A 25,997-nucleotide genomic window follows, 5' to 3' on the forward strand; every position below is an offset into this window, starting at 1 on the left:
ACGGATTTTTAACGCGGGACTGGCGGGCGAATGACGCCCTTGGGGAATAGTGCCTCTCTAACGACGACGCGCAACGTTCCGATGCCGGACGAAGCCGTCCCGAACTCCGGCATTTTCGCCAGAGATGCAATCTTGATCCGTCCGAAGACTAACCCACGGAGGCTGCCGATGTCCACGTCCCGTATACAAGAACTAGCAGATGAGGCGCGTCTCCTGCTCAAGCGCAATCCCCTGATGGCAAGTACTGTCTCCCTGCAGCGCGTGGCAACTCGCACCCTTTTGAAGCGACGCTTCCAGTATGGCCGCACGCTTGCGGCGGCTTCGAAGCTCGCCGATTGTTCGGTCGGGATAGCGGCGCTAGCAGGTTATTTCCCCGATCTTGCAGATGGCGGATACACTCGTCTGCTGGAGCTTCCGCCAGCGGTTGCCGGACCGGTCGGTGCCGACCCTTACCGTTCATCCGCGCTTGCAGCCTGGATGGGTGGGCTCGCGCGCAGTCTGGAATGGCAGGCAGCCCGTCCCGATGTGCAAGTCGTCAGCGGTTATCTGCAGCCGGATCTGATCGCATCGGATCTTGAACTCGAACGTCAGCCGGCGTGCCGGCTCTCTTGCGGCATCGGCCTCGTCCGCATCGAAAGCCCGGCGCGAAGCCCTATCATGCAAGCCCTCCTCCGCCAATGCATGCCGGACTATCCCGGGTCCGACCGCCCCATCACGGACGATGCGGAATTGGATCGCATCGCCGACCATCTGGAGAAGGCCTTCGCATTAATCGCGGAATTGGACGAGTGCGGCTATCAGCGTCTGATCGCCGGCCTGCACACGCTTCACGTTGGCGTGCGGCGCGAACCGCAGTGTTCCTTTTCGAGCTCGAACGAATTGCCGGGCAGCGCGCTCATCGCTCTTTCCAGAGAGAGATTGCGCGACGGCGATCATGCCGCCACAGCGGCCCAACTGCTTCACGCGGCGGGAAATATCCTGCTTGGGTTTTATACCACCTCTGCGGCGGCATCCCTGCCTGGGGAGTTCAAATATGTTTCCCCATACAAAAACGACCTACAGACGCTCGAGAGCATCCTGCATACGGCCTACACCATTCCCTGGGAGTGCGCCATGCGCATGGCATGCCTATCCACCGAGGCGGATCCTGAGCGCCGCGCCCGCAAAACGGGATTCATAATCACCTATGCCGCGCGGCAAGTCCCGCTCATCGACATCGCTCGGAAAGGAATCGAACGTCTCGGCGGCGATGTCCTCCTCGACCTCCCAGACATCGCCGCCATTCCTTCCTGGAGTGGCCGGATCCTCGACCTCGTGGGTCAGTTGCTTGCCGAAGAGCCTGTCGCACACCGCCAGGCCCATCTTGCCGAGCGCCAGCGAGTTCTCGATCGCCAAGCCTGGGATATCGGACAGATGCTCCTGCGCGGCGAGGAGCCGATCGATCCTCGGCTGGGCCGGCGAGAGATCGATGCCAGCGGCGATAATGTCAGCCTCTGGTACGACGGAAAATTCCACGTGATCCCGAAGGCAGCCGACCATGCGGTGGGCAAGGATTACGGTCGCTACGCCGCCACGATCCGCGGAATCGCGCCCAGCGAAATGGAGGCGATGTGATGATCAATTATCGGTCTAGGCGATTGACAGCGGCAGTCCGTGCGCCCGTCGACTTCCCGAACTTCTTCGCCCACAGCCTTGGGTGGGGCGGCAGGGGGGCTCTGTTCACCGGCAATCGTACCGATGCTGTCGAGGAACAGTGCCCCGCTGTTACTAGGTCTGCGTTCGGCGGCGCGTTGGAGGGTTCCAATGTGCCGCCTGAGGACGAATATGTCTCCGCCGCGGTCGATCACGACGACGCCCTCCTCACGCCTCTTTGCCATCGGCAACGCGGCTTCGCAAGGTTTCGCGGAATCGACTTCGCCATCATCGGATGCGGCGGCCTGGGCTCGCAGATTGCCATCCAGCTTGCAGCCTGCGGCGCGCGCCATTTCCTCCTCGTGGATCCCGATCGTATCGACGAGAACAACTTGAACCATCTGCCATGGGCAAGCAAAGCTGATCTCGGCTGTCTGAAGACGGACAAGCTGGCGACCTATCTGGCCGCGTGTTTCTCGGCCAATGTCTTCGCGCTGCCGGAATTTGCGGAAGGGGCCGCAGCGCTCCGATTAATCGCAGATTACGCTCGCAATCCGTTCGTCGTTCTTGCCGGCGACGATTCTCATCCGGCCCAAGAGTTCCTGACGGCCTGCCACGCATCGAAAGCCCGCCTGCCGGCCCACCTGCATGTCGGCCGCTCCGGGGCCTATTGCATGGCAGGTCCCTCGGTCGCAGTGCATGAAGACGCACGTCCCGTCTGCCATTGCGCCGCCCAGATCGCAACCGACGACAGCTTTCTCGCCCCACCGGCGGCTGCCGACAACGCATTTATCGCTGGCCTTGCCGTGTCGCAGATCACCGAAGACTGCCTTTCTAAGCACTCCGCATCACGGGGACGCCAATGGAGATTGGACCTCAAAAGCAATCAGGCAGAGTTCCGTTGTCTTTCCAAAAACCTTGAATGTGCGCGCCTGTTTCGCCGCTACGAGAGGCACTGATATGGATCATATCGAAATCGCTGATGCCATCCATCCGGCTGCGACAAATTCGGAGCCGCGGTCGCTCGCGCTGTGCTCAGTCATCGGCTATGTCGGGGCAGCTGGCGGAAAGAACGATGAGCTGACCATATCCGAAGCGCTTCGTGATCCACTGATCGCAATGGTGATGCGCGCCGATGGCGTGACCTCCGAAGAATTCAAGCGAGTTCTTCGGACGGCAGCCCGTGAGATGGAAACTAAACTGGCCAACCCTATCAGAGGAGATGGAAAGGAAGAGGCAATGAGGACGCCCCCACCTTCCCACCAATGGGAGGACACGCGACGTTTTTGTCGAAACGACGCGGAAGATGGTTGACGAGCATGTGTAGTCGATCCCGGTTCAAACCATAGCACGGGATTCACATTGGCTGTCCGGCGGAGTTCAGGGGCAATGAAATTCGATATGTTGAGAAGGTTCCCAACGATAATTCTTGCTTTCGCGGAAGGCAAGGATCGCAAGGTGGTCCGTACCGCACACGAGGCTGCCCAACTGTTGCTGAAGGAATGGCCCACCGACGATGGTGAGGAGTTCTTGACGGCAGTGAGAACCTGTTTGGAGGTCCTTACCGGAAAAACCGAGCCCGAGAACTTGCACGAGGCGATCGTCCGCGCCGCATATGAAGCCGGTATCGCGGCGATCACGACTGATCACCACCTGGGTATCCTTAGGATCTATCCAGTCAGCGAGGTCCGCCGCGCATGCGCTCATCGCAATCCCGCGCCCATCGAACCGCTTCGGCTACCGCCATCAGTGCGCCGGCGTCGGCAGCGAAAATGGTCGGGGCGAACCAAAAAGGTATTGATCGGAAATACGGGGGCTTCGAGTGAAGGCGAAACTGCCCCGCCTGCTGGGCAAGTTGGGTTTCAAATTCCGCTGGCGTCGATCCAGCCAGATGAGAAGGCGGGGGAAAGATGCAACTTTCGCTCGCCTTGAGTGGCCCCGAACTACGGCCCATGTTTTCGATTGAGCTGCGTAAAGCTCCATTGTGGAACAGAAATCAGGCCGGCGCGGCGATTGTGCCCGGGATGTCCTGCGGCCACCGCCGCAGTGCCTCCCGCCCCGCGTCTGTCAAGCCGTAGACGCCTCGATCAAGCCGCTCAAACCAGCCATAGACATTCGAAAGCAAGATCTTTCCAGCATCCGGTGCGCTGGATCTGATGTCGCGCACGCGCAGCGGTCCTGACGCCAGCGCTGCCGCACAGCCGAGCGCCTGCTGGCGGTACGCGGTCATGACCGGTGCGCGCGTACTCCCGCCTACTGACGGATCGCCGCGTCGTCTCTGGTGTTCACGCACGAGCCTTGAACGCCGTTTCGGATTGGTTCGCGGCATCGGCGATACGGAGCCGACGATAACGCTGACGTCGCCGGCATCGGAAATGCCGAGCATGCCGATCCCGAGCCTGCGGCAAAGATCGCGGTAGCGTTTGTCGGCCTCTCGACCCTTTCCCTTAGCCGAGACTCGCGCCGCGATCCAGACCTCGTCCGCGGCAGCTGCGCGATCGACTGCCTGCAGTATGAGCTCCAGATTGAAGCTCAGTTTTAACTCGCAAATCACGATTACAGGCGGCTCGTCATCGCTCAAGCCGACGAGATCGCACCCGCCAACTTCGCCCTTGACGACGTAACCTGCCTTTTCCAGAAAGCCTTTGACAGGCAGATAAAGCGAAGTTTCCATATGCCTGCAGGTTGAAGCGGAGAATCGTTTCATAAATTACGTCGGTCCGCCCGCAAGGGACACCGTATCCATCGCCGCCGCCGACGCAATCAAATGGCGTGGGCGTGGAGTGCGCCACCACCGGCCAACGCATCCCTGCAACCATCGGCCAGAGACTTCGCCGCGGCATTGGAACATGTTCTTGAACGAATGCGAGCCGCCCCGCTATTGCGGGCATGACCGTCAAGCACGACTACTCGGCTTCCGGTATCGTTCACCAGATGAAATCTGCAACGAGCAGCCTTTGGGAAGCAGCTTTTCTCGCCTTCAGCCGGCATGCCGATCGCATGGCGCTTGTCTGTCATGGACTGATCGCCTCTATGCCGTCGATCGCCTCTGCGAAGTCACCGGCCGGGCGCAACCGGAAGGTCTCTTCTCGTAAATCGGCCGCAGCGATGCGATCACATCTGAAGCTGCGAACCGCCTGCCGCGACAGATCCCAGGCGATGACATACCAGACAGGATAATTGAGGAGCAGAAGCTGCGGCTCGATGATCCGGTCGGAGAGACGCCTCGTCGCATCCTCGTAAACAATTCTGAGGACCCGCAGTTCGAGGAATGCCGTGAGTAGATCGCCGCGATCCAGCGCGGGGGCGGCAAAGCCCTGGAGCACCATCGCCGACGCGGGACGCCCGACCAGAATACGTTTCCTTAGACCCGATATCCTGTCCTTGAGGGACGGCGAGAACGATGCGCTCAGCTTCCGTCGAATGGAATCCAGATTGGCGATCAGCCAAGGCGACTGCAGCTGCTCGGCGATCGCTAGGCTGGCAAGGAGGTCGACAGCCTCCCTGTAGGTGAGCGAAAGCCGACCGACGCCCCAATGGCGATCCAGGCGGACGCCTCCTCCACGGCCACGCTCAGTCTCAACCGGAAGGCCCCTCTCCCGCAGGATGGACAGGTCGCGTGCCAGCGTCCTGACGCTGACGCGAAATTCCACGGCCAGGTTGGCGAGAGTCATCGCCTCATCCGCTTTCAGGCGGCTCGCAAGGAGATCGAGTCGTTCCAGACGATCAGAGGTGCAGGCGCGGTTCATCGATCTAATATGACATATAATGGCATATATTCTACTAAGTCGGTTCCAGAGCAACATTGGAGACGCCTTATGTCCAAACCCATCGTCGAAATTGCCGCCATCCGCCTCAAGCTAGGGGTCACTGAGGCGGGTCTCATCGCTGCCTCGGATGCAGCCCAGAATCTCCTCCGGGGCACGGACGGTTTCATGCGCCGTGAACTTCTCAAACAGGCAGATGCAGAGCATGCGAACCTCGTGCGTTGGCGCAGCCAGGCCGACGCAGACGCAATCATGGCCGCCGCCGTCATTTCGCCGGAATGTGCAGCCTGTTTCGCGCTCATGGACATGGACGGCGCCGACCCCACCCGGGGCCTTCGGCATTTCACCACGCTCGCAACGTACGGCGAGCACTGAAATGGAACCTCTGAAGAATCTCTTTTCATCCGATCTCGTCGGCTGGATCGCCTTCCATCTGAAACATCACCTCGAAGGGTTCGACGAAGCCGCATTCCAGCGGGCGGTTCTCCAGGCGCTGCCGGCGCTGGAATTGAAGGAACGTTCCCAGCTGATTGCGGACCATTTGGTCCGCGTGCTTCCGATCGATCGCACCGCGCGGCATGCTATTCTGCTTGCCATGCTGCATCCGGACGAATTCGACCACGTCGACAAGGAATCGGACAGGCTGGGGCTCTGCGGTTGGGCTGTCCTTCCCCTCACGCTTGTCGTCGGTCAGCATGGGACCGGCGACTTCACCGGAAGCCTCGAAACCCTTCGTCAGATGACCAAGCGGTTCACGTCCGAGTTCGCCATCAGGTATTTTCTGATCGAGGACCAGGCAGCCGCTCTCGAAATCATGTCACGGTGGATTTTCGACTCGAACAGGCACGTGCGGAGACTCGTGTCAGAAGGCACGCGGCCTCGTCTGCCTTGGGCAATGCGGCTGTCTTCGCTGATGAACGATCCGTCCCCCGTTCTGCCGATCCTTCAGGCGTTACGCGACGATCCGGAGCCCTATGTGCGTCGTTCGGTCGCCAACCACCTCAACGACATTTCGAAGGACCACCCGGGTCTCCTCGCTGAGATCGCGGAGCGTTGGATGGTCGACGCCAGTCCGCAGAGGCGATCGCTCCTGCGGCATGCCAGCCGCTCACTGATCAAGAGCGGCGATGCCCGGATCCTGGCAGCCTTCGGACGCTATCCGGCGAGACTGCTATGTGGCGCGCTCGAACTCTCCAGCCGGGCCATCACCATGCCGGACACGCTTCGATTCGCCGTGGAAATCACGTCGACCGCCGACCATACCCAGGAACTCACCGTGGACTATGTGGTGCATTTCCGAAAGGCCAATGGTTCCCTTGCACCGAAGGTGTTCAAAGGCTCGGCATTCTCGTTAGGGCCCGGCGAAATCCGCCGGTTCCGACGGGCACATCGTTTCGCTGAGATCACCACCCGAAAATACTACGACGGCGTCCATCGGATCGGGCTGAGAATCAACGGTGCGGACACGGAGGTCGCGGAGTTCGAACTCGTGTCATGACGGGCCGAAGCGCATTCGTGTTGCATTCGATCGGAAAACCACCCGGTCTTGCTGACGTGTTTATGCGGCGATCGAAATATCGTCGCTTTGGAAAAAACCTGCCGAGCTAGTTGGAAATGAGGCGAGACGCCGGGGCAAAGCGACCCGGCTCATCGGGCTTGGTGCCGGTTCCAATCCTGCGAGCATTATTCAACAGAGGCTGCCAAGGACCCAATTTTGTCAGCGCAGCCATGCGATTTGCATCACGCATCAAAATCGGATTCATGGTACTGGTGGCGCGGGATTTTCGATGACGTCATATTGCGGAGCATTTCATGACCACCCTGCAACAGGTGGCTTTTCGCGCGGGGTGTTCGCTTGCAACCGCCAGTCGGGTCTTAAACCGCAATGGACCCGTCAGCGACGGAATGGTGCGCAAGGTGCGCCGGGCAGCAGCCGAACTCGGTTATCGGCCGGCGGGACCTACCGCTGGGAAGCTTGGGCAACGCCCGGTTGTCGGCGTCCTCATACCGAGCATAACCAATCCGGTTTTTGCCTCATCGCTTTCCAGCATTCAAAATCGCATGCTGGTCGCCGGTCACGGGGTTGTAATCGCCCAGTCCAATTATGATCCTGGGCGCGAGGCCGACGCCGTTGCGTCACTCTTGAACGACCGTCCAACTGGCCTGATCCTTACCGTCTGCGATCCGCTGACAAGTGCCGCCCTTCTGCCGTCCCTGCCGCCGACGGTTCTCCTCAACAACATGCCGACGCAGCGATTTCCCGCTGCGGTCACGGCCGACAACCGCCGCGCCGGACGCGAACTTACCGAGTTTCTGATCGCTATGGGACACCGACAGATCCTCTTCGTTTCGGGAAATTTCGTCGCCTCCGACAGAGCTAGATTCCGTTATGCCGGTCATGTCGACGCCATGCATGAAAGGGGCCTTACGCCGCTGGATGCGGTCGAGATCCCGTTTGTCAGCGGTTATGAGGAGCTCGATCTGCGCGAGGCAATGGCCACGTTTTCGCCGACAGCGATCATCGCCTCCAATGATCTTCTTGCCTTCGGCGCTATCGGCGCGCTCAGGCGCGAGGGCTTCTCGGTGCCCCGGGACGTTTCCGTCGCCGGCTTCGACGGTATCGCAATCGGCCGGCTGATGGACCCGCCCCTGACGACGATCGAGATGCCCGATGCCAGCATGGGAGCGACGGCGGCCTCCCTGCTCCTCGATATCGCCGAGAACGCCGCCCCTGCCCGCCATCTCGATGTTGCCTATACGCTGCGCAAAGGTGGAACGGTACGCGATCTCACTCAAGATCCGTCATAGTAAAAGCCGCCGCATGTGCGATGCGACGGCTTCGTGCTGAGGCGAACGGCTCAGCTGCGCGGCAGCATGCCCTGAACGTCGTCGGCTGCGTCGTCGAGCGCTTCCTTCGGCTCGGCAGAGCCATCGACGATGCGCGAAAGGTTGTCGACGATCGTCTGCGTGACCTTCACGCCTTTGCTGCCTGGGAAGGCATACCAAGGCACCATCACCGGCATCTGGCTCAAGCCCGCCTGGAAGAGCGGGTTCTGCTTATAGAAATCGCCGAGATATTCGACCGACTTGGCGGCAAGTTCGTTGTTCGGAACATAACCCGTCCCTGGAACGACGACAGAAGCGCCATAGGGGCCGGCGGCGAACTTGGCGAACTTCCATGCGGCGTCCTGCTTTGCTTCATCCTGCGTCAGGATGACCACGGCGTTGCCGCCCGTCGGCAGGCGCCCGTTGACCGGATCGATCAGCGGGATCTTAGCCGTGCGCAGATCGAACTTGTTGCCGACATTCTTGATCGTGTTGCGCAACGCGCCGGTCGTCTGGAATTCAAATCCGACCTTGCCGGCGGCAAAGGCCTGTTCACCGGCAGCTTTGGTGAAGACCGGCATGCCGCCTTCAGTGACCATGCGGTGCAGGGTCTCGACGGCCTTCTGACCTTCCGGGCCACTGAACGCAACCTTGCTCTCATCCTCGTTCAGCATCTGGCCGCCGGCGCCAAAAAGCAGAGCCGAAAACATCCAGTCGTCGCCCTGCCAGCGGAAATCGATGCCGTCAACGCCGTTGCCGAGCGCCTTGATCTTGCCGCCAAGCGCAATGACTTCGTCCCAGGTCTTCGGCGGATTGTCCGGATCGCCGCCGGCTGCCTTCACGAGATCGGCATTGTAGTACATGATCGGATTGGAGGTCGCAAAGGCGAGACCGACCTGCTTGCCGTTGACTTGCGCAAGCTTCAGGATCGTGTCGGAGAAACCCTGCTCGGCCATGTTCCCGTCCTTTTGGACGAGCGGGCTCAGATCAAGACCGACGTTACGCTCGCTTAGCATGCGCAGGCGATTGAGGCCGACGAATGTGACGTCGGGCAATTCGCTGGTGCCGACCTGACGAAGGACCGTTTGGATACCTTCTTCGTAAGTTGCAGACGGGCTTGCGAACTGGATCTTTATATCCGGATTTTCTTCCATGAACTTCTTCGAGATCGTGTCCATCACGTCCTTGAAGAAGCCGGGCATGGGGTAGTGAACCGTCAGCGCTGTTTCGGCACGAGCCGGAAGCGAAATTGCCATGGATACAGCCGCTGCGGCGAGAAGCTTGGTGATATGTTTCATCGCTCGTTCTCCTTTGTTAGAACCGGTCAGCCTTTAAGACCGGTCATGGTGATGCCCTCGACGAAACGCTTCTGCGCCAGCAGAAAGACGGCTACGAGGGGAAGGGTAATGGTCAGTGTTGCCGCCATCAGCGCGCCGTAGTCGTCGCCGGCTTCGGCGGCGCGGAAATACATCAGACCGAGCGGCGGCGTCGCAAAATCCTGCCTGCTGATGACGACCAGCGGCCAATAAAGATCGTTCCAGTGGGCGACGACCGAAAAGATCGCAAACGCGGTCACTGCAGGCCAGGCGTTGGGAACAATCACTCGGGCGACGATACCGAGTTCCGACATGCCGTCGAGCCGGGCGGCATGGATGAGATCATCCGGCATGGCGCGAAAGAACTGCAAAAACATGAAGATCGCGAAAACCGAAATCGTAAAGGGGGCGACAAGGACGGCATAGCTGTTGAGCAGCGAAGTGCGGTCGAAGGCCACATAGAGCGGCAAGGCGGTTGCGTGAATCGGCACCAGAAGGCCGAGCATGACCAAGACCATCATCATTCGTGCGGCGCGGAAGCGGAGCTTCGCCATAGCATAGGCGCAGGGGATCGCGACCAGCACCTGGAAGAAGAAGATCAGCCCGCAGACGACGACCCCGTTCCACAGCAGCCTTCCCATCGGCACGCGGCTCAGCGCCTTGGTGAAGTTCTGCACATAGTTGAAGTGCTCGGGGACCAGCGACAGAGATGAGGTGAAAATATCGCTCTGCGCCTTGCCGGCGGTGGAGATCATGAAGACGTAGGGTGCCAAAAACACAATGGCGCCAAGACAAAGCAGTGCTAGACGGATAAGTCTGCCGAAAGGAAAGGCGCTCGTCGTCATGTGTAATGGACCCGGCGGTCAAGAAGGCGATACTGCAGGAACATCAGCACGACGAGGATTGCGAGAAAGACGACCGTCATCGCCGAGGCATAGCCGACGCGCAGGTAGACGAAGCCTTCCTGGTAGATGGTGAAGAGCAGCACCTCCGAGGCTTTGTTCGGACCACCTTCGGTCAGCGTCTTGACCGTCTCGAAAACCTTAACGGCGTTGGTGATGCTGATGGTGATGACAAAGAGCGTCGTCGGGCCGAGCATCGGCCAGGTGACCAGAAAGAAACGGTCGACTGCGGATCTGGCGCCGTCCACCTCGGCTGCGGCATAGAGCTCACGCGGGATCGCCGTCAGGCCAGCCAGGAAGAGCACCATATTGAAGCCCACCGATTGCCAGACGCCGATGATCGATAGGCTGTAGAGCACCGTTCCGGAGCTGCCGAGCCAGTTCGGGCCGGAAAGGCCGACAAGCGAAAGCAGCCCGTTGAGCGGGCCGATCGTCGGATGGAACATATACTGCCAGACGGTCGCCATGGCGACGATCAGCGAGGCGACAGGCAGGAAATATGCGGTGCGAAAGAAACTGCGCGCCGCAGTCTCGCTTTCGATCAGCATCGCAATGGCGAGCCCAAGGCAGATCGAGACCGGCGCGACGATTGCCGTGTAGACCGCCGTGTTCCACAGCGACCTGCGAAAGGTGCGATCGGTGATCAGGTCAGCGTAGTTTTCCAAACCGACGAAACGGAACGTTCCATAGCCGAGTTCGAAGTCGGTGAAGCCGAGTATGATGACGGCAACGACCGGAAGAAGCACGAAGAGGAAAAGCAACACGATCGCAGGCAGCGCCAGCATCCAGGCAATGCGGGCTTCGCTCAGGCGATGCGCTGCGGCCGGATCTCCCGGCATGGCCATGGATGTGACACTAGCCATGCGCCTTCTCCCGTGCAGCATCCGCTACAGCAACGACACTGCGCAGGCGCGAGCCGTCTTCGGCGAAGACCATGGCGCGATCGCATGAGAGCTGAAGTCCGACAGGGGCGCCGACTGAAAGACCGGCGGCCCGCGCCGGCGAAAGCTTGACGATCATTGTCTCGCCGATCGCGTCCAGCCGGCAGTAGATAATGACCTCTGATCCCAGGAATTCGATCCGCTCGATGCACGCGGGAAGCCCGTCATGCCTGCTCTCGACAAGGTGAACGAATTCTGGGCGAATGGCGATGGTGACCGAAGCTTTCGACTGCGCCATGGTCTTAAGCGCCAGGCGAATTCCGCCAAAGGCGACGATACCGCCTTCCGCAACCGCCGGCAGCAGGTTGATGCGCGGCTGGCCTATGAAGCAGGCAACCTCGATATGCGCTGGGTCATCGTAGATTACTTGCGGACTCGCGAGCTGCAGAAGATTGCCGCCGATCATCACGGCGAGGCGGTCCGCCATCGAGAGAGCCTCCGCCTGGTCGTGCGTGACATAGACGGTGGGTACGCCGGCGCGGCGATGCAGCTCGACGATTTCGCCGCGCGCATGGACGCGCAGATTTGCGTCAAGATTGGAAAGCGGCTCGTCCATCAAGAAAACGCTTGGTTGGCGGACCATGGCGCGGGCAAGGGCCACGCGCTGCCGCTGGCCCCCGGACATCTGCCCAGGCTTGCGGTCCAGCAAATGGTCGATCTTCAACGATTTCGCCATCTCCCTGACGTCACGCTCAATGCTTGCACGGATCGTGCGCTGGCCGGGCGTCAGCGGCCCCATGAATGGCAGACGCTGGGTTCTTGAGAGCCGGCGCATGGCAAGCGGGACGGCGATGTTTTGCGATGCCGTCAGGTGCGGGTAGAGCGCGTAGGATTGAAAGACCATCGCGATATTGCGGTCGGCCGCTGCCATCGCCGACACGTCGCGCCCGCCGATCGCAATTTCGCCCTCGTCTGCATGCTCGAGACCGGCAAGGATACGCAAAAGGGTGCTCTTGCCGCAGCCTGAAGGACCGACAAGCGCGATGAACTCGCCGGACTGCGCATCGAGGCTCACGCCCTTGAGGATTTTGCTGCCGCCGAAGGACTTCGTGATGCCGCGGAGCGAAAGCGCACTCATTCGGCCAGCTCCTGCGCCTTTGCCGCATGCGGATAGACCTCGTGCACGACGTCGTCGAGCACATGCGCGGTCATGCCGGGAACCGCGACGGTGCGGCTTTCGGCATCGTCGCCGAATTCGTGGACAACGGCGCCGATCAGGCGCTTGCCCGGCATTTCGCGCTCCATCTTGTCGATGATGAAGGCGGCCGACGGTCCCCATGTCAGCGCTGTCTGTTTAAAGCGTCCCTGCCAGGCCCAGTGCAGATGGCCGCTGGCAAAGAGCGCGACGTCATGTGCGGCGATCAGGTCGTAAAGCCGGCGGCGCTGGGACGGCCTTACGCTCCAGTAACCGGTATCGCCTTCATGCGGCTCGTCGACGAAAAGCGGCTTGTGCGCAAAAAGCGCAACGCGACGGCCGCCCCGGTCTTCCAAAGCATTGCGGAGCCATTCGAATTGCGCTTCCTCCTCGTCATCCTCATGGCCGAGCAGCAGCGAATTGAGGCCGACGAAGCGCCAGGAACCTGCGTCTTCCAGCCATCGATCCTCACCGGCCAGCCGCCGCCAGCGCTGAAGCCGCTCAGTATTGACCGGCTGACGCGAGCCTGGGAGATCGCCGACATCGTGGTTACCCGGAACGATGAGCATCGGGATGGAAGCCTGACGCATGAGGTCCATCGAAAAGATGATGTCCTCGTCCAGATCCGCGCCGTCGACGCTAAGATCGCCGGTATGGATGATCAGATCGGCACCGGTTTCCTCGATCCATGTCAAAAGCGGCGCCCAATTACCGTTGAAATGCGGCTTGTTCGGGCTGAAATGCGTATCGGTGATCTGAATGATTTTCATGGGGCGCGCCTTCGGGTGAGGGAAGCGTCAAACGTTCCTTTTGAACGAGCGGCGCTTCTTGGCGACCTCTCTAAAAGGCTCCCATGTCAAATAGGCAGCGGCTGTTTTCAGCTGTTTTTCAGTTTTGTCATCAATCCGTCATGAAGCATCGTGTCTTCTAAGGCTCAGAAAGAGAGACCCCACGCTGTTCTGATCTATCCCGCATCGACCTATTGCAATGTGGCCTGCGACCGCTTCGTCCTAACGGTGACGATAAAGGCCGCCGTAAACAGGATGGAGAGCATCAAAACGATGGTCGGAGCCGGTGCGCTATCGATGAAAAAAGATAGATAGATTCCCGCACTCGAGGCGATTAAGGCAATGACCACCGACAGGATGAGCATCCTGCTGAAGCGGCGCGTCAGCAGGAAGGCAATAGCGCCCGGTGCAATGAGCATCGCGATGGCGAGGATAATTCCGACCGCCTTCAATGCACCGACAACGGTCAGCGAAATCAGGCAGAGCAAGCCGTAGTGCAACAGGTTGACCCGAAGGCCGACGGCCCTTGCCTGGGCCGGATCGAATGCATGCAGAAGGAAATCCTTCCACTTGATACCGATGATGCCCGCGGTCAATGCCGCAATGACGGCCGCCTCGGCAATGTCGCGCCAGCCAACGCCCAGCATGTCCCCAAACAATATGTGATCGAGATGCACCTCGGACTGGATTTTGACGTAGAGCACCAGGCCGAAGCCGAACATGCCGGAAAACACGATACCCATCACCGTATCCTGCTTGATGCGGCTGTTGTCTTTCAAAAAGCCAGTGGCAACCGCACAGAACATGCCGGTGACGAAGGCGCCGACTGCAAAAGGGATGCCGATGATATACGCGATGACCACGCCAGGAAAAACAGCATGGGAGATGGCATCACCCAGCAATGACCAGCCCTTGACCACGAGAAAGCAGGAAAGTAGCGCGGTCGGCACGGCCACAAGCATCGAGATGACCAGCGCGTTGACCATAAAGCCGAACTGGAAAGGCGAAACCAAAGTCTCAAGGATATTCATTGACGGGCCTCGTGAACTTCGGCCGCCCTGCGACGCGCCGCCAGCATTCCGTGTTTAGGGGCAAGGAAGAAGGCGGCAAGGAAGAGGAGGGTCTGCAGCACGACGATGATGCCGCCAGTTGCGCCGTCCAGGAAATAACTCGCATACGCACCGACGAAACTGGTCGCCGCGCCAATGACGACGGCGATCGCGAGCAGCCGGGGGAAGCGGTCGGTCAGCAGATAGGCAGTAGCGCCCGGGGTCACCACCATACAGATGACGAGGAAAGCACCGACCGTCTGGAGGGCGGCGACCGTCGATGCCGAAAGCAGCGTGAAGAACATGATCTTGAGCGCAGTGGGATTGAGGCCGATCGACCGTGCATAGGTCTCGTCGAAGAAGGTGACCATGAGATCCTTCCATTTGACGAGAAGGACGGCGAGCGAGACAAAACCGATGACGGCGAGCTGGAGAGTGTCCTCCGGCGTGATGGCGAGAATGTTGCCGAGCACGATGGTCTGGACGTTCACCGAGGTCGGCGACAGGGACACCATGAAGAGGCCGAGCCCGAAAAAGGAAGAGAAGATCAGGCCGATAATGGCGTCCTCTTTCAGCCTCGTGCGCTGGTTGAGGAAGAGCATCGCGGCGGCGGCAAGGCCGCCGGAGAAGAATGCGCCGACCGAAAAGGGCAGGCCCAGCATATAGGCGCCGGCTACCCCGGGGACGATGGAATGGGAAAGCGCATCGCCGATCAGTGACCAGCCCTTGAGCATCAGGTAGCAGGACAAAAACGCGCAGACACCGCCGACCAGAGCCGACACCCACATGGCGTTGAGCATGTATTCATAGGTGAAAGGCTCAATGAGGAAGGCCATCAGCGCGAGCCTCCATTACCCCGTGGCTCGTGCGCGACGAACCGGCCGTCTTGCAGCACGAGCGGGCGTTCGTCGTCGGTCATCACATCGATCGGATGTGACTGGCCATCCTTAGCCTCGGTCAGCAAGAAGTGGCGCAGCACGCCGCCAAAGGCCTTTTCAAGATTTGCCTGCGTGAAAGTCTCGGCAGTCGTGCCATGGGCGAGCACTGTGCCTTTGACGAGCACGGTGCGGTCGCAGAATTCAGGCACCGAGCCGAGATTGTGTGTGGAAACGAGCATGACCCGGCCCTCGTCGCGCAACTCGCGAAGCAATGCGATGATCTGGTCCTCGGTCTTGACGTCGACGCCGGTGAAGGGCTCGTCGAGCAGGATGACACGGCCGTCCTGGGCGAGCGCACGGGCCAGGAAAACGCGCTTCTTCTGCCCGCCCGACAGCTCGCCGATCTGGCGCGTGCGGAAGTCGCTCATGTTGACGCGTGCGAGTGCCGATGACACCGCAGCGTGATCGGCCGCCTTCGGAATGCGCATCATGCCCATGTGGCCGTAGCGACCCATCATGACAACGTCCTCGACCAAGACTGGAAAATCCCAATCGACCTCCTCGCTTTGCGGCACGTAGGCGACGAGGTTCTTGCGCAGCGCCTCACCGACTGACATTCCGAGCACTCTAATGTCGCCCTTGGCCAGACGCACGAATCCCATGATCGACTTGAACAACGTCGACTTGCCGGAGCCGTTGACCCCGACCAGCGCGGTGATCGTGCCCATCGGGATCTGGAAACTCGCATCCCAAAGCCCAGTATGGCCGTTGCGGTAGGTGACGGTGGCGCTTTTCACCGCAATGCCCGATCCCGCATCGAAAGACGCGGGACGGGCGAGATTGCTGAGCGGCTCATTCATTGCGACAGGCCCTCGACAAGGCCCTTTTCGACAGTATCGGAGGTTACGCGAAGCAGATCGATATAGGTTGGCACAGGCCCGTCCTCCTCGCTGAGGGAATCCACATAGAGCACGCCGCCGTAATGAACGCCGGTCTCGCGCGCCACCTGCCTGGCCGGCTTGTCGGACACCGTGCTCTCGCTGAAAACCGCAACGATCTTGTTGGCATCGATGGCATCGATCACCTTGCGGACCTGTTGCGGTGTTCCCTGCTGATCGGCATTGATCGGCCAGAGATAGAGTTCCTTCAGGGCAAAGTCACGGGCGAGATAGGAAAAGGCGCCCTCGCTCGATACCAGCCAGCGCTTGTCCTCGGGAATCTGCGCAAGCTTTTCTCGGATCGGCGTAATGGTCGCCTCGATCTTCTCTTTGTAGGCGGCAGCGTTTGCCTCGTAGACTGCGGCGTTCTTTGGATCGTACTTGACGAAGGCGTTGCGGATGTTGTCGACATAGATCAGGGCATTGTTCGGCGACATCCAGGCATGCGGGTTGGGCTTGCCGGTATACGGACCTTCGGAAATGCTCATCGGTTGAACGCCTTCAGAGACGACGACACCCGGAACGTCACGGAGATTGACGAAAAACCTTTCGAACCAGCGCTCGAGATTAAGGCCGTTCCAGAGGATAAGTTGAGCGCCCTGCGCCCTTTGTATGTCACCGGGTGTCGGCGAATAATTGTGGATCTCCGCACCCGGTTTCGTGATCGATTCCACGATGGCGGCATCGCCCGCCACGTTTTTGGCCATGTCGGCGATGACCGTAAATGTCGTCACCGCCTTGAACTTCTCCTGAGCCGCTGCCGGCATCGCTGCAACCGACACGATTGCTGCCGCGATCAATCCGGCCAACAAGTGTCCTACCCGTTTCAACATGCCCATGCTCCTTGCTGCGAATGATTTGCATATGCAGTCTTATGGAAAGCTGTCCATTTTTGCAAGTGCGACTTATTCGCAATTATGAAAGCTTCGTGAAATTTAATCTGCGAGCCTGAAGGGGGCGGCGGTATCTACCACGGCGCTGCCGCCCGATTATCCGGAAAAATTTCGAACCCTGGCCTGTCGGATTGCGCAAGGGACCTTCGTCTTATCATCAGCATTGGCGAAACGCACGCGATAGAGAGGAAAGACCCATGTTCCGCGCAGCCCTGATTTCAGCAGCCCTGTTTGTCACCAGCTCCCTCCTTGCCGAGGCCCAACCGGCGGGCAACCGCGTTAAGGTCAACGGCATGCAGATCTATTACGAAGTGTCCGGCGTTGGCGATCCGCTGGTGGTACTGCACGGCGCCTATATGAACATCCCTTCCATGGGAGCAATTATCCCGAAGCTTGCCGAAACCCACAAGGTCTACGCCCTCGAACTTCAGGGGCACGGCCGCACCACCGACATCGACCGGCCGATCACCTATCCCAACCTGGCCGACGACGTGGCAGCCTTTATGGACGCCGTCGGCCTCAAGAAGGCCGATATATTCGGCTACTCCATGGGTGCGGCCGCCGGGCTGCAAGTTGCCATCCGCCATCCGAAAAAGGTGAACAAGCTGATCGCCGCCTCCGTCGCCTATGATGCTGAGGGCTGGCAGCCGGAGTTCACGGCCTTCATCCCGCAAATGACGGTGGAAATGTTTGTCGGCATGCCGTTTGCCGCGGACTATCGCAAGCTTGCCGCCAATCCCGACGGTTTTCCTGCCCTGGTCAAGAAGCTGATCGCGCTCGAACACGAGCCGATGGCATGGGAAGCTGACGTCAAGGCGGTGAAGACGCCGGTGCTGATCGTCACTGGCGACGCCGACGTTGCAACCCTCGAACATTCCGTTGCCATGTTCCGGCTGCTCGGCGGCGGCACTATGGGCGACATGGGCAAGCCGCTGCCGGCCTCGCGCCTCGCCGTCATGCCGGCGACGTCACACACGGCTGTCATCAACCAGTCGGAGCTGCTGCACGCCTTCATCGAGCCCTTCTTGAAGGGCGAGACGCCGAAGGGCATGTTCGACTAGGGTAGGCATCGATGCCAGTCGCAAGCTCCCCTCGAAGCAATTAGCAGCCAATCGTGAACGTGCATGTCAGCTGATGCGAAGGCCCACCATGGCAAGCCTTCGCATCCAGCCCACCGGCCGCAAGATTTTTTCGCGGTTAGTGAAACGAGGCTGAGTGAACCGCATCACAAGCCGCTGTGCCATCCGGCATGGAAAATCGACCTTATCACCGTAAAGCAAAAGGGCTGGATCAGGAGGCTTGCGCGCTGTAGGCCAGATCATCATCGGGCGTGGTCACCCCCAAGGGTCGGCGCGCAAATTCCGAGGCTGGAACGGGTCGTCCCACGTGGAATCCCTGAACATCGTCAATTCGGCATTCCCGCATCAGCTCGAGCTGTTCTTCCGTTTCGACGCCTTCGATAAGAATGCGATGCCCACGATTGCGGATGAGCCGGATTATATCGCGCAGCATGGCTCTTCCACGCGCAGTATCGCTGTCGTGAAGGAAGGATCGATCAATCTTGACGGTGTCGAAGTCGATCAGGCGAAGCCAGGAGAGACCCGCAAAGCCGGTCCCAAAGTCGTCCAGCCAAATCTTGATGCCAAGCGCTTTCAGGTCGCTAATGCAACGGATAACATCCGAATGCATTTCCAGCTCAAGCCCCTCGGTTATCTCGAACGCGATCCTTGCCCCCATCACGCCGGTCTCGGAAAGGACGGCGGCGACGCAGGAGGCAAAACCAGGTGCTCTCAACTGGATCGGCGAAACATTCACGCTCACGAGCTCGATATGATTTGCAGCCAGCAGTTCCCTGCAAACGGTGCGTAGCGCCCAATAGCCAAGTTCCATTATCGCACCGGATCGCTCCGCTACCGGAATGAAGAGGCTTGGCGGCGCTGCAGTGCCGTCAGGCATGCTCAGTCGCATGAGAGCCTCAACCGCATGCACGTTGCCACTTTCGACCTCTTGAATCGGCTGATAGACAAGGGAGACGAGCTTCTGAGCTACGGCAACCTTCAAAAGCGCAGCTATGTGCGCCGTTTCGTCACCGCTTTGAGGATCGTTCGGATCGAAAAGTTCTGCGCAATTGCGGCCGTTTGCTTTCGCCGAGTAAAGCGCGCGATCCGCTTCGTTGATGATCTTCTCAAGTTTCGAACCAGATTCTGGTCTTGTCACTGCCGCGCCAACGCTGACCGTCACCACCGGCACCCCGTCAAGACGCTGCCCGTGCGCAATTTTAAGGTCTTCGACGGTGCGACGGAGTTTTTCAGCCAGATCCGCAGCCTCCACGTCGTTCCGCAGGGCCGCGATGACGATGAATTCCTCGCCGCCGTAACGTCCAATCGTTGCCCCTATGGGCGCCACGGCGTCGTCAAGAGCCGTCGCCACGGCGATGAGGCATCTGTCCCCCTCCTGATGACCATAGAAGTCATTATACTTTTTGAAGAAATCGACATCGATCAGAAACGTGGCAAATTCGATCCCCTGCGTTTGCCATTTTTCCCAAAAGTCACGCAACTGCTGGTCGACGGCCCTTCGATTTTCCAGTCCGGTCAATGGGTCGGTATTCGACAGCCTGAGAAGTGCTTTTCCCCGCTCCGAGGCTTCCTGGTGCTGGAGATCCGCCTCATGCGCGTTAAGGAAGACGTTGAAGCGTTCCTTGTTAAGCTTCCAATTCACATAGGAGGTGAATGTGAAGCACGACAAGTAGAACGTCACGAAAGCGAGATCGTAGGAAGGTCCGGGACTGAAGACTGCAAGCGACGCAAGGAAAATCGCCAGCACCAGGCTGGATGCGATGACCGATAATGCAAAGCGAAAGCTGAAGAAGAGGTTCGCGCCCATCATGAAGATCGCGCCGAACACCATATAGTAGGACAGACTTTCAACTCTTGTCGTCAACAGTGTCGGAATGACCCATCCCGCATAGCCCAGGACCAAGGCGGCCGCGCATGTCAGATCGAGGCAGTTGGTACGAACGCCTCGCCGAAGTTGAACTTCAAGCACGAGCAAGGCTCCGAGCCCGACGATCACCCGCGCGATTATGGTGAAGATCGCCACATCGGGAACAAGCAGCAGGTCGGTCACGAAGAACATCAGATAGACCGTGACTGCCAACCAAAGGCCAGCGCGGGTCGATGTTCTGCGACGCTGATCGCCCTGTTCGAGATAGAGAGCGCGCAGATCGCAGGACTGATGAGTCTTTTCCTGCGCGATGAGCGTTGTCTCGACTTCTGCCAGCGTGTGCCTCATGCACGGTTCACCCGAACTCATCGAAATTGAAGGGTTTCCGTCCGCTTCCGCGACGTCGAAACAATTTGCTGTCATTGCAGATGGCACGGCCAAGGTTGTCGCGACGATAGTTATTGCCGATGAAGTTTTGGTTAAGACCCATGCCGGCACAAGGTTGCCGGGTCACAAATGGGTTACCGATTTTCCGCTATTGCGCCATTTATTAAACTCTAGCGCGAGACAATTTCTTTTTCTATAGTTAGCTTAATATTAACGGAAACAACACAGTGAACCGATTTCAGACAGCTCTCGACGGAGTTAGCCTCGTCACCCCTGATCTCATCGCGGGAAGTTCAAAATTATCAGACAGCGGGTATCTGCAAGAACGCTTCATTGAAGGGCGTGCAGAACTGGCCGTTTTGCTCTCCTTAAGCGAGCAGCAATTCCAAAACCGCTTGCCGGCGGCAGAAATCGTCCGCGATCTGACGACGCGGCTAAGTGACCTGAGGCAAAAACTGCCCTCCTCCGTCTGGCAGCGCCTCACGCCGATTGCTCGCGAACATCCCGTCGCTGCCCATCTTCTTGAAGATCCCCTGACCCGCTGGTCCTTCGAAAAACCTCGCGGCTACTCGGGCGACGCTCAACTTCTCGACTTTATTTATGAGCATCCGAGCATGAGCCCGGCAATCGAGCAGGCTTCCGCTCTGGGGCGGGATGTTTATGCATACACAAAGCAAGCTTCGTCATCTGTCGCTGTGCGCGAAAGGCGGAACCTTCTGACCGCAAAGGTGGACGCCATCGCATCTGCCCGGCCGGGCGACACCGAGATCCTGACGATCGCCGCTGGACATCTGAGGGAAGCGGACCAGTCGAAAGCGTTGCAAGACGGCGCGATCAGTCGATGGGTGGCGCTCGACCAAGACCCGCTCAGTGTCGGATCAGTGGCGCGTGACTTTGCCGGAAGTCCGGTCGAGGCCATCAATGGCTCCGTGCGCACGCTCTTGTCACGTTCTCAGCAACTGGGCCGTTTTGACTTTATCTACGCGGCCGGCCTCTACGACTACCTTGCGCACAATGTGGCAGTGAAGCTTACCGAACGTTGTCTGCAGATGCTCAAGCCCGGCGGCCAATTTCTGTTCGCCAACTTCGCGCGCGACATACACGTCGAGGGATATATGGAAACGTTCATGAATTGGGCTCTTCTATGGCGCTCTGAATCGGAGATGTGGTCGATTATAGGGGGCCTTCCAAATCAGGATCGGTTTGACGCAAAGGTGGAGTTCGGCGAAAACAGAAACGTCCTCTACGCGATCCTGCAGACCTGAAGTTCGAGGCTGATACAGGGCGCCTGAGACATAGATCGCCTCGACCGCCGCTCCCGGAACGGCGGTCGTGAAGAGCCAGCAACAGCGCCTTTGCGCGGCGCTTGAACCATCTCTGCAGGTTCAAACCGCAAGGACCGCGGCGCAATCGCCCGGTTTTATCAGTCCCGGAAAATGCCGTGCAGCGAGGATGCCCGTCATTTTTGAGCAGAGCTCGACCGGAAGACCACCGGTTCTTCCGACCGGATGGATGCGAGCGACAACCTCACCCTTTCTCACGGCCCCGCCGAGGTCGACTGCAAATTCGACGAGCCCGGCGTCCTCTGCGAAGAGGAAGCAGTCTCCATCCGGCATGTCGAGCCACTGGGTGGGCTGCTCGTCGACAACACCCTCAACGATGCCGGCATGCGTTAGAACGTTCATTACCCCGCGTTTGGCAATAGCGGCGCTTTTCGCCGTCGCGGTCCCGCCGCCGCCGAGCTCGGTGGTGATGAAGATTTTGCCCATCTCCTCGGCGGCCGTGTCGTACATGCCGACGGCGTCGATCTCCAGCATCTTCATCGAGTAGGGCGCGCCGAACGCCTGAACGAACTCGAAACCCTTTGCCTCCTGTTTCTTGTCTGGAAGAATGTGGGCAGCGCAGAAGGGCAGAAAATCGAGTGTCCTGCCGCCCGAATGGAAGTCGAGCACGATATCGGCAAGCGGCAGGAGGATCCGCTGGAAGTAATCGGCGATTTTCTGAGTGACCGTGCCGTCCGGCCTGCCCGGAAAGCTGCGGTTCATATTGCCCTTGTCGATCGGCGAGGTTCTGGTCTGCGACAGGAACGCCGGGTAGTTCATGGCGGGCACGATGATGACGCGGCCTTTGACCTCTTCTGCCCGAAGCGTGCGGGCAAGATCGAAGAGTGCGATCGGCCCTTCATACTCATCGCCGTGATTGCCGCCTGTCAAAAGAGCGGTCGGACCGCGGCCGTTTTTCATGACGGTGACCGGGATCATGACCGATCCCCATGCCGAATCATCGCGGCTGTAGGGCAGCCGCAAGAAACCATGTTGAACGCCGTCCGCCTCGAAATCGACCGTCGCACTGATCGGCGATGGGCGCATTATTGTATCGCTCATCATCCTATCAGTCCTTGACCATCAACTTTCGCGGCACATTGGCGAGGCACTCGACGCCAGTCTTCGTGATCAGAATGCTTTCGGTCGTCTCGAAGCCCATGTCTTCGAGCCAGAGACCTGTCATGAAATGGAAGGTCATGCCGGGTTTCAATTCCGTCTTGTCGCCGGGACGCAGGCTCATGGTCCGCTCGCCCCAATCCGGCGGATAGGAAAGCCCGATCGGATAACCGGTGCGATTGTCCTTCACGATCCCGTATTTTTTCAGGACCGCAAAGAAGGCATTGGCGATGTCTTCGCAGGTATTGCCGGGCTTTGCGACTGCAAGGCCGGCTTCCATGCCTTCGAGCGTTGCTTTTTCCGCATCGAGAAAAGCCTGCGTCGGCTTGCCGAGGAAAACGGTGCGCGAAAGCGGCAGATGGTAGCGATTATAGCAGCCGGCGATCTCGAAGAAGGTTCCCTCGCCCCGTTTCAACGGCCGGTCATCCCAGGTGAGATGCGGGGCAGAGGCCTCCACGCCCGACGGCAGCAAAGGCACGATGGCCGGGTAATCCCCGCCGATCCCGTCGACGCCCCTTGTCCCTGCATCATAGATCTCTGCGACGAGATCGCATTTGCGCATGCCGACTTCGATCTTGTCGAAGATGCGCTGATGCATGGCTTCGACAATGCGGGCGGCATTGCGCATATATTTGACTTCCGTCTCGCTCTTGACGGCGCGCTGCCAGTTGACGAGCGCCGTCGCGTCGACGAAACGGGCATTCGGCAGATGCTTCTGCAGCGAAGCGAAGGCTGCCGCCGAAAACCAGTAATTGTCCATCTCGACGCCGATCGAAATCTTACTGAGGCCGCGGTCCGTCAAAGTGCCGGAGAGGTAATCCATCGGGTGCCGCTCGGTCGACTGCACGTAGTGATCGGGATAGCCGATGATGTTTTCGTGTTTCAGGTAGGCGGTGAGCTTCGCGCCATTGGCGTCCTGCCCGCGGCCGAACCAGATCGGTTCGCCCGACGGCGGCACGATCACTGCCTGATGCACATAGAAGGACCAGCCGTCATAGCCGGTCAGCCAGGCCATGTTCGATGGATCGCTGACGATCAACAATTCGATGCCCTTGGCTTCCATCGCCTTTCGGGTCTTGTCGAGGCGGGCACTGTATTCCTCGCGCGAAAATTTGAGTTTAGGCTCACTCATGGTCTTTTCTCCCTTGTCCGGTGCCGCACCGGTCAGCTTTCGAATATGGTTCCGGCCTTGGCGGCGTTGGCTCGCGCAAAGGCAAGCGTGGCGATGGCGGTGTCCTGGATGCCGGTGCCGGTCAGGTCTGCGATCGTGATTTGCGTGGCGTCCGAACGGCCCCGACGTTGACCGGATACGATCTGTCCGAGCTCCGGAAATGCCGCGTCGGCGGCAACCGTGCCTGTTGCGATCGCGTGGTGAAGTTCGCCCAGACGGCGCGTCTGCTTCAGGCTGTCGGCGACATAGAGCCAGGCTTTGGCGATTGCGACGGGGTCAATCTCGTTCTTGTGTTCCGCATCAGAACCCATGGCCGTCACATGCTGGCCGGCCTCCAACCATTCGGCTTTCAGGATCGGCGTTTCAGAAGGTGTGGTCGTGACGATGACGTCGGCGCCAGCGACCGCATTCTTCGGGTCCGCCACCGCGGTGACGGCTACCCCAAGCGCCTTCGTAAGCTGAACGGCAACCCCTTGCGCCTTGGCAAAATCGCGCGCCCAGATCCGCGCCTCGCGGATCGGCCGTACCAGCATCAGCGCCTCGAGCTGCAGTTTCGCCTGCATACCGGCCCCGAAGATCGCCGCGACCTTCGAATTGTCGCGAGACAGATGCTTTGCTGCGACCGCTCCTGCAGCCGCGGTTCTCACATCGGTGAGGTAGCCGTTGTCGAGGAGCAGCGCTTGAACAAGGCCGGTTCTGCTGGAAAGCAGCACCATCATCCCGTTCGTGCTCGCAAGCCCGATTTTGGGATTGTCGAAGAAGCCGGGACTTATCTTGATGGCGAAGCTTTCGATGCCTGGAACATAGGCCGTCTTCACATCGACTTCGCCACGATGTTCCGGAACGTCGAGCCTCAGGATCGGGGGCATGGAGACAGCTTTCGTCGCCAGCGCTTTAAAGGCGTCTTCGACGCAGGCGACCGCGTCAAGGTCGAGGCCGATGATCTTCCGGAGATCTGATTCCGTCAGAATGACCATGGAGCTCATGCCACATCCTTTCTGATAGGCGCGGTCGCGCCGTTGATCACGCTTCGATGCTGCTCCATGTCGACATTGCGGCCTGACAGGATCGCAACCACCGGCCCGGTGATCTCGATCTTGCCGGCAAGCAGCGCCGCAACCCCGACAGCACCCGCTCCCTCGATCACCTCGCCTTCCATTGAATAGGCGTGACGCATGCCTGCGGCGATCTCCGGCTCGCTCAGAAGAACGACGTCATCAAGCAGGTCGCGGCACATCGAGAAAGTGAGTTGGTTGTCGAGGCCGATGCCGCCACCTAGGGAATCGGCAAAGCTCTCCTCTTCCTGGACCTCCACCGGACGCCCTGCCTCAAGGCTTGCCTTCATGGCGGCACCCCGCTCCATGGTGAGGCCGATGATGCCAACGTCCGGATTGATCGCTTTAAGCGCGGCTGCGACACCAGACGCGAGACCGCCGCCCGACAGCGGCACGAGGACCGTTGCGGCCTCGGGGCAATCCTTGAAGACTTCCAGCCCGAGTGACCCCTGCCCCGCAATCACCCTGGCGTCATCAAAGGGTGGGACCGCGACCAGCCCATCGTCTTGTACAAGACGGTCGACCTCCAACTGGGCGTCGTCTTGCGAGCGCCCGATGATTCGGACATTTGCGCCGAGCCGGCGGATCTCGGCCACTTTGTTTTCGGGAACCAGCCGCGACATGCAGATCGTCGCCGTGGAACCCGCCGCCCTCGCGGCATAGGCAAGCGCGCGCCCGTGATTGCCGGTCGAGGCGGCAACGACGCCGCGCGCCTTCTCCTCTGCCTTAAGTGAGAGCACGGCATTGGTGGCGCCGCGCAGCTTGAAACTGCCGGTAATCTGCTGGTGTTCGAGCTTCAGGTAGACGGCTGTGCCCACACGTTCGCTGAGCGCCTCCGACCTTATGATCGGGGTTTTTCGGACCTGGTTGGAGATGCGCTCGGACGCAAGAATGATGTCCCGGAGGGTGACTGGCAAAGACGTGGTCATGTC

The 25,997-nt window shown here is 59.6% G+C and carries 24 protein-coding genes and 1 pseudogene; 9 read left to right on the plus strand and 16 right to left on the minus strand.

Annotated elements, in window-relative coordinates:
* Nucleotides 1-30: 30 nt before the first annotated feature.
* The 4 genes and pseudogenes from RGR602_RS33575 to RGR602_RS39580 form a co-directional block, all read left to right on the plus strand.
* A complete protein-coding gene (locus RGR602_RS33575) occupies nt 31-1,614 on the plus strand; it encodes an aKG-HExxH-type peptide beta-hydroxylase (protein WP_040116216.1) in 1,584 nt (527 codons plus the stop codon).
* Nucleotides 1,614-2,591, plus strand: a complete 978-nt coding sequence (locus RGR602_RS33580; protein WP_040116217.1) for a ThiF family adenylyltransferase — start codon at nt 1,614-1,616, stop codon at nt 2,589-2,591. Before RGR602_RS33575 ends, RGR602_RS33580 begins: the two co-directional genes overlap by 1 nt.
* 70 nt (nt 2,592-2,661) lie before the next feature.
* Nucleotides 2,662-2,946, plus strand: coding sequence for a hypothetical protein (locus RGR602_RS33585; RefSeq protein WP_052451940.1), 285 nt, complete (start codon nt 2,662-2,664; stop codon nt 2,944-2,946).
* 75 nt (nt 2,947-3,021) lie between these two features.
* Nucleotides 3,022-3,324: pseudogene (locus RGR602_RS39580) on the plus strand (DUF982 domain-containing protein); the annotation flags it as partial.
* A gap of 304 nt (nt 3,325-3,628) precedes the next feature.
* On the opposite strand, the gene RGR602_RS33595 reads toward RGR602_RS39580, so the two are convergent.
* Nucleotides 3,629-4,306 carry a DUF2161 domain-containing phosphodiesterase gene (locus RGR602_RS33595; protein WP_040116218.1) on the minus strand — a complete coding sequence of 226 codons (678 nt, stop codon included), beginning with the start codon at nt 4,304-4,306 and terminating at the stop codon, nt 3,629-3,631.
* A 340-nt stretch (nt 4,307-4,646) separates the two neighbouring features.
* A complete protein-coding gene (locus RGR602_RS33600; protein ID WP_323808284.1) occupies nt 4,647-5,438 on the minus strand; it encodes a helix-turn-helix transcriptional regulator in 792 nt (263 codons plus the stop codon).
* A 12-nt stretch (nt 5,439-5,450) separates the two neighbouring features.
* Here RGR602_RS33600 and RGR602_RS35095 point away from each other — a divergent pair, with 12 nt between their 5' ends.
* The 3 genes from RGR602_RS35095 (at nt 5,451) to RGR602_RS33615 (ending at nt 8,207) form a co-directional block, all read left to right on the plus strand.
* Entirely contained in the window at nt 5,451-5,774 is a 324-nt protein-coding gene (locus RGR602_RS35095; protein ID WP_052451886.1) for an antibiotic biosynthesis monooxygenase family protein, read from the plus strand.
* Nucleotide 5,775: 1 nt separating this feature from the next.
* Nucleotides 5,776-6,897, plus strand: coding sequence for a DNA alkylation repair protein (locus RGR602_RS33610; RefSeq protein ID WP_040116220.1), 1,122 nt, complete (start codon nt 5,776-5,778; stop codon nt 6,895-6,897).
* A gap of 314 nt (nt 6,898-7,211) precedes the next feature.
* Nucleotides 7,212-8,207, plus strand: coding sequence for a substrate-binding domain-containing protein (locus tag RGR602_RS33615; protein ID WP_040116221.1), 996 nt, complete (start codon nt 7,212-7,214; stop codon nt 8,205-8,207).
* Between the two features lie 50 nt (nt 8,208-8,257).
* Here RGR602_RS33615 and RGR602_RS33620 read toward each other — a convergent pair whose 3' ends face one another.
* From RGR602_RS33620 to RGR602_RS33660, 9 genes are all read right to left on the minus strand, one after another.
* Nucleotides 8,258-9,523, minus strand: a complete 1,266-nt coding sequence (locus RGR602_RS33620) for an ABC transporter substrate-binding protein (RefSeq protein WP_040116222.1) — start codon at nt 9,521-9,523, stop codon at nt 8,258-8,260.
* Between the two features lie 26 nt (nt 9,524-9,549).
* A complete protein-coding gene (locus tag RGR602_RS33625; RefSeq protein WP_040116223.1) occupies nt 9,550-10,386 on the minus strand; it encodes a carbohydrate ABC transporter permease in 837 nt (278 codons plus the stop codon).
* On the minus strand, nt 10,383-11,306 hold the full coding sequence (locus tag RGR602_RS33630; RefSeq protein ID WP_040116224.1) for a carbohydrate ABC transporter permease: 924 nt from the start codon (nt 11,304-11,306) through the stop codon (nt 10,383-10,385). The genes RGR602_RS33625 and RGR602_RS33630 overlap by 4 nt, the downstream gene beginning before the upstream one ends.
* Entirely contained in the window at nt 11,299-12,462 is a 1,164-nt protein-coding gene (locus RGR602_RS33635; RefSeq protein WP_040116225.1) for an ABC transporter ATP-binding protein, read from the minus strand. The genes RGR602_RS33630 and RGR602_RS33635 overlap by 8 nt, the downstream gene beginning before the upstream one ends.
* Complete coding sequence (locus tag RGR602_RS33640; RefSeq protein WP_040116226.1) at nt 12,459-13,289, minus strand: metallophosphoesterase family protein; 831 nt, start codon at nt 13,287-13,289, stop codon at nt 12,459-12,461. Before RGR602_RS33640 ends, RGR602_RS33635 begins: the two co-directional genes overlap by 4 nt.
* Nucleotides 13,290-13,498: 209 nt before the next feature.
* Nucleotides 13,499-14,338: a metal ABC transporter permease gene (locus tag RGR602_RS33645; RefSeq protein ID WP_040116227.1), complete on the minus strand. Its 840-nt coding sequence runs from the start codon at nt 14,336-14,338 to the stop codon at nt 13,499-13,501.
* Nucleotides 14,335-15,192 (minus strand): metal ABC transporter permease, encoded by an 858-nt coding sequence (locus RGR602_RS33650; protein ID WP_063856029.1) that lies wholly within the window; start codon nt 15,190-15,192, stop codon nt 14,335-14,337. Before RGR602_RS33650 ends, RGR602_RS33645 begins: the two co-directional genes overlap by 4 nt.
* Nucleotides 15,192-16,094 carry a manganese/iron ABC transporter ATP-binding protein gene (locus RGR602_RS33655; RefSeq protein ID WP_040116229.1) on the minus strand — a complete coding sequence of 301 codons (903 nt, stop codon included), beginning with the start codon at nt 16,092-16,094 and terminating at the stop codon, nt 15,192-15,194. The genes RGR602_RS33650 and RGR602_RS33655 overlap by 1 nt, the downstream gene beginning before the upstream one ends.
* A complete protein-coding gene (locus tag RGR602_RS33660; RefSeq protein WP_040116230.1) occupies nt 16,091-17,005 on the minus strand; it encodes a metal ABC transporter substrate-binding protein in 915 nt (304 codons plus the stop codon). Before RGR602_RS33660 ends, RGR602_RS33655 begins: the two co-directional genes overlap by 4 nt.
* A 257-nt stretch (nt 17,006-17,262) precedes the next feature.
* Here RGR602_RS33660 and RGR602_RS33665 point away from each other — a divergent pair, with 257 nt between their 5' ends.
* Nucleotides 17,263-18,126, plus strand: a complete 864-nt coding sequence (locus RGR602_RS33665) for an alpha/beta fold hydrolase (protein ID WP_040116231.1) — start codon at nt 17,263-17,265, stop codon at nt 18,124-18,126.
* A 229-nt stretch (nt 18,127-18,355) separates the two neighbouring features.
* On the opposite strand, the gene RGR602_RS33670 is transcribed toward RGR602_RS33665, so the two are convergent.
* Complete coding sequence (locus RGR602_RS33670; RefSeq protein WP_063856030.1) at nt 18,356-20,359, minus strand: putative bifunctional diguanylate cyclase/phosphodiesterase; 2,004 nt, start codon at nt 20,357-20,359, stop codon at nt 18,356-18,358.
* A 266-nt stretch (nt 20,360-20,625) separates the two neighbouring features.
* Between RGR602_RS33670 and RGR602_RS33675 the strand changes: the two genes are divergently transcribed.
* Nucleotides 20,626-21,663 carry a class I SAM-dependent methyltransferase gene (locus tag RGR602_RS33675; RefSeq protein ID WP_040116232.1) on the plus strand — a complete coding sequence of 346 codons (1,038 nt, stop codon included), beginning with the start codon at nt 20,626-20,628 and terminating at the stop codon, nt 21,661-21,663.
* A 120-nt stretch (nt 21,664-21,783) separates the two neighbouring features.
* Here RGR602_RS33675 and doeB read toward each other — a convergent pair whose 3' ends face one another.
* From doeB to eutB, 4 genes are read right to left on the minus strand one after another with little or no spacing between them, the layout of a single operon-like run.
* Nucleotides 21,784-22,782, minus strand: coding sequence for a N(2)-acetyl-L-2,4-diaminobutanoate deacetylase DoeB (gene doeB, locus RGR602_RS33680; RefSeq protein ID WP_040116717.1), 999 nt, complete (start codon nt 22,780-22,782; stop codon nt 21,784-21,786).
* Between the two features lie 7 nt (nt 22,783-22,789).
* A complete protein-coding gene (gene doeA / locus RGR602_RS33685) occupies nt 22,790-23,971 on the minus strand; it encodes an ectoine hydrolase DoeA (RefSeq protein ID WP_040116233.1) in 1,182 nt (393 codons plus the stop codon).
* Nucleotides 23,972-24,003: 32 nt separating this feature from the next.
* Nucleotides 24,004-24,996 carry an ectoine utilization protein EutC gene (gene eutC, locus RGR602_RS33690; protein WP_040116234.1) on the minus strand — a complete coding sequence of 331 codons (993 nt, stop codon included), beginning with the start codon at nt 24,994-24,996 and terminating at the stop codon, nt 24,004-24,006.
* The gene (gene eutB, locus RGR602_RS33695) at nt 24,993-25,994 is read right to left on the minus strand and encodes a hydroxyectoine utilization dehydratase EutB (RefSeq protein ID WP_040116235.1); all 1,002 of its coding nucleotides are present in this window, start codon (nt 25,992-25,994) and stop codon (nt 24,993-24,995) included. Before eutB ends, eutC begins: the two co-directional genes overlap by 4 nt.
* Between the last annotated feature and the right edge of the window lie 3 nt (nt 25,995-25,997).

Origin of the sequence: Rhizobium gallicum bv. gallicum R602sp (assembly GCF_000816845.1) — a bacterium.
Taxonomy (GTDB): Bacteria; Pseudomonadota; Alphaproteobacteria; order Rhizobiales; family Rhizobiaceae; genus Rhizobium; species Rhizobium gallicum.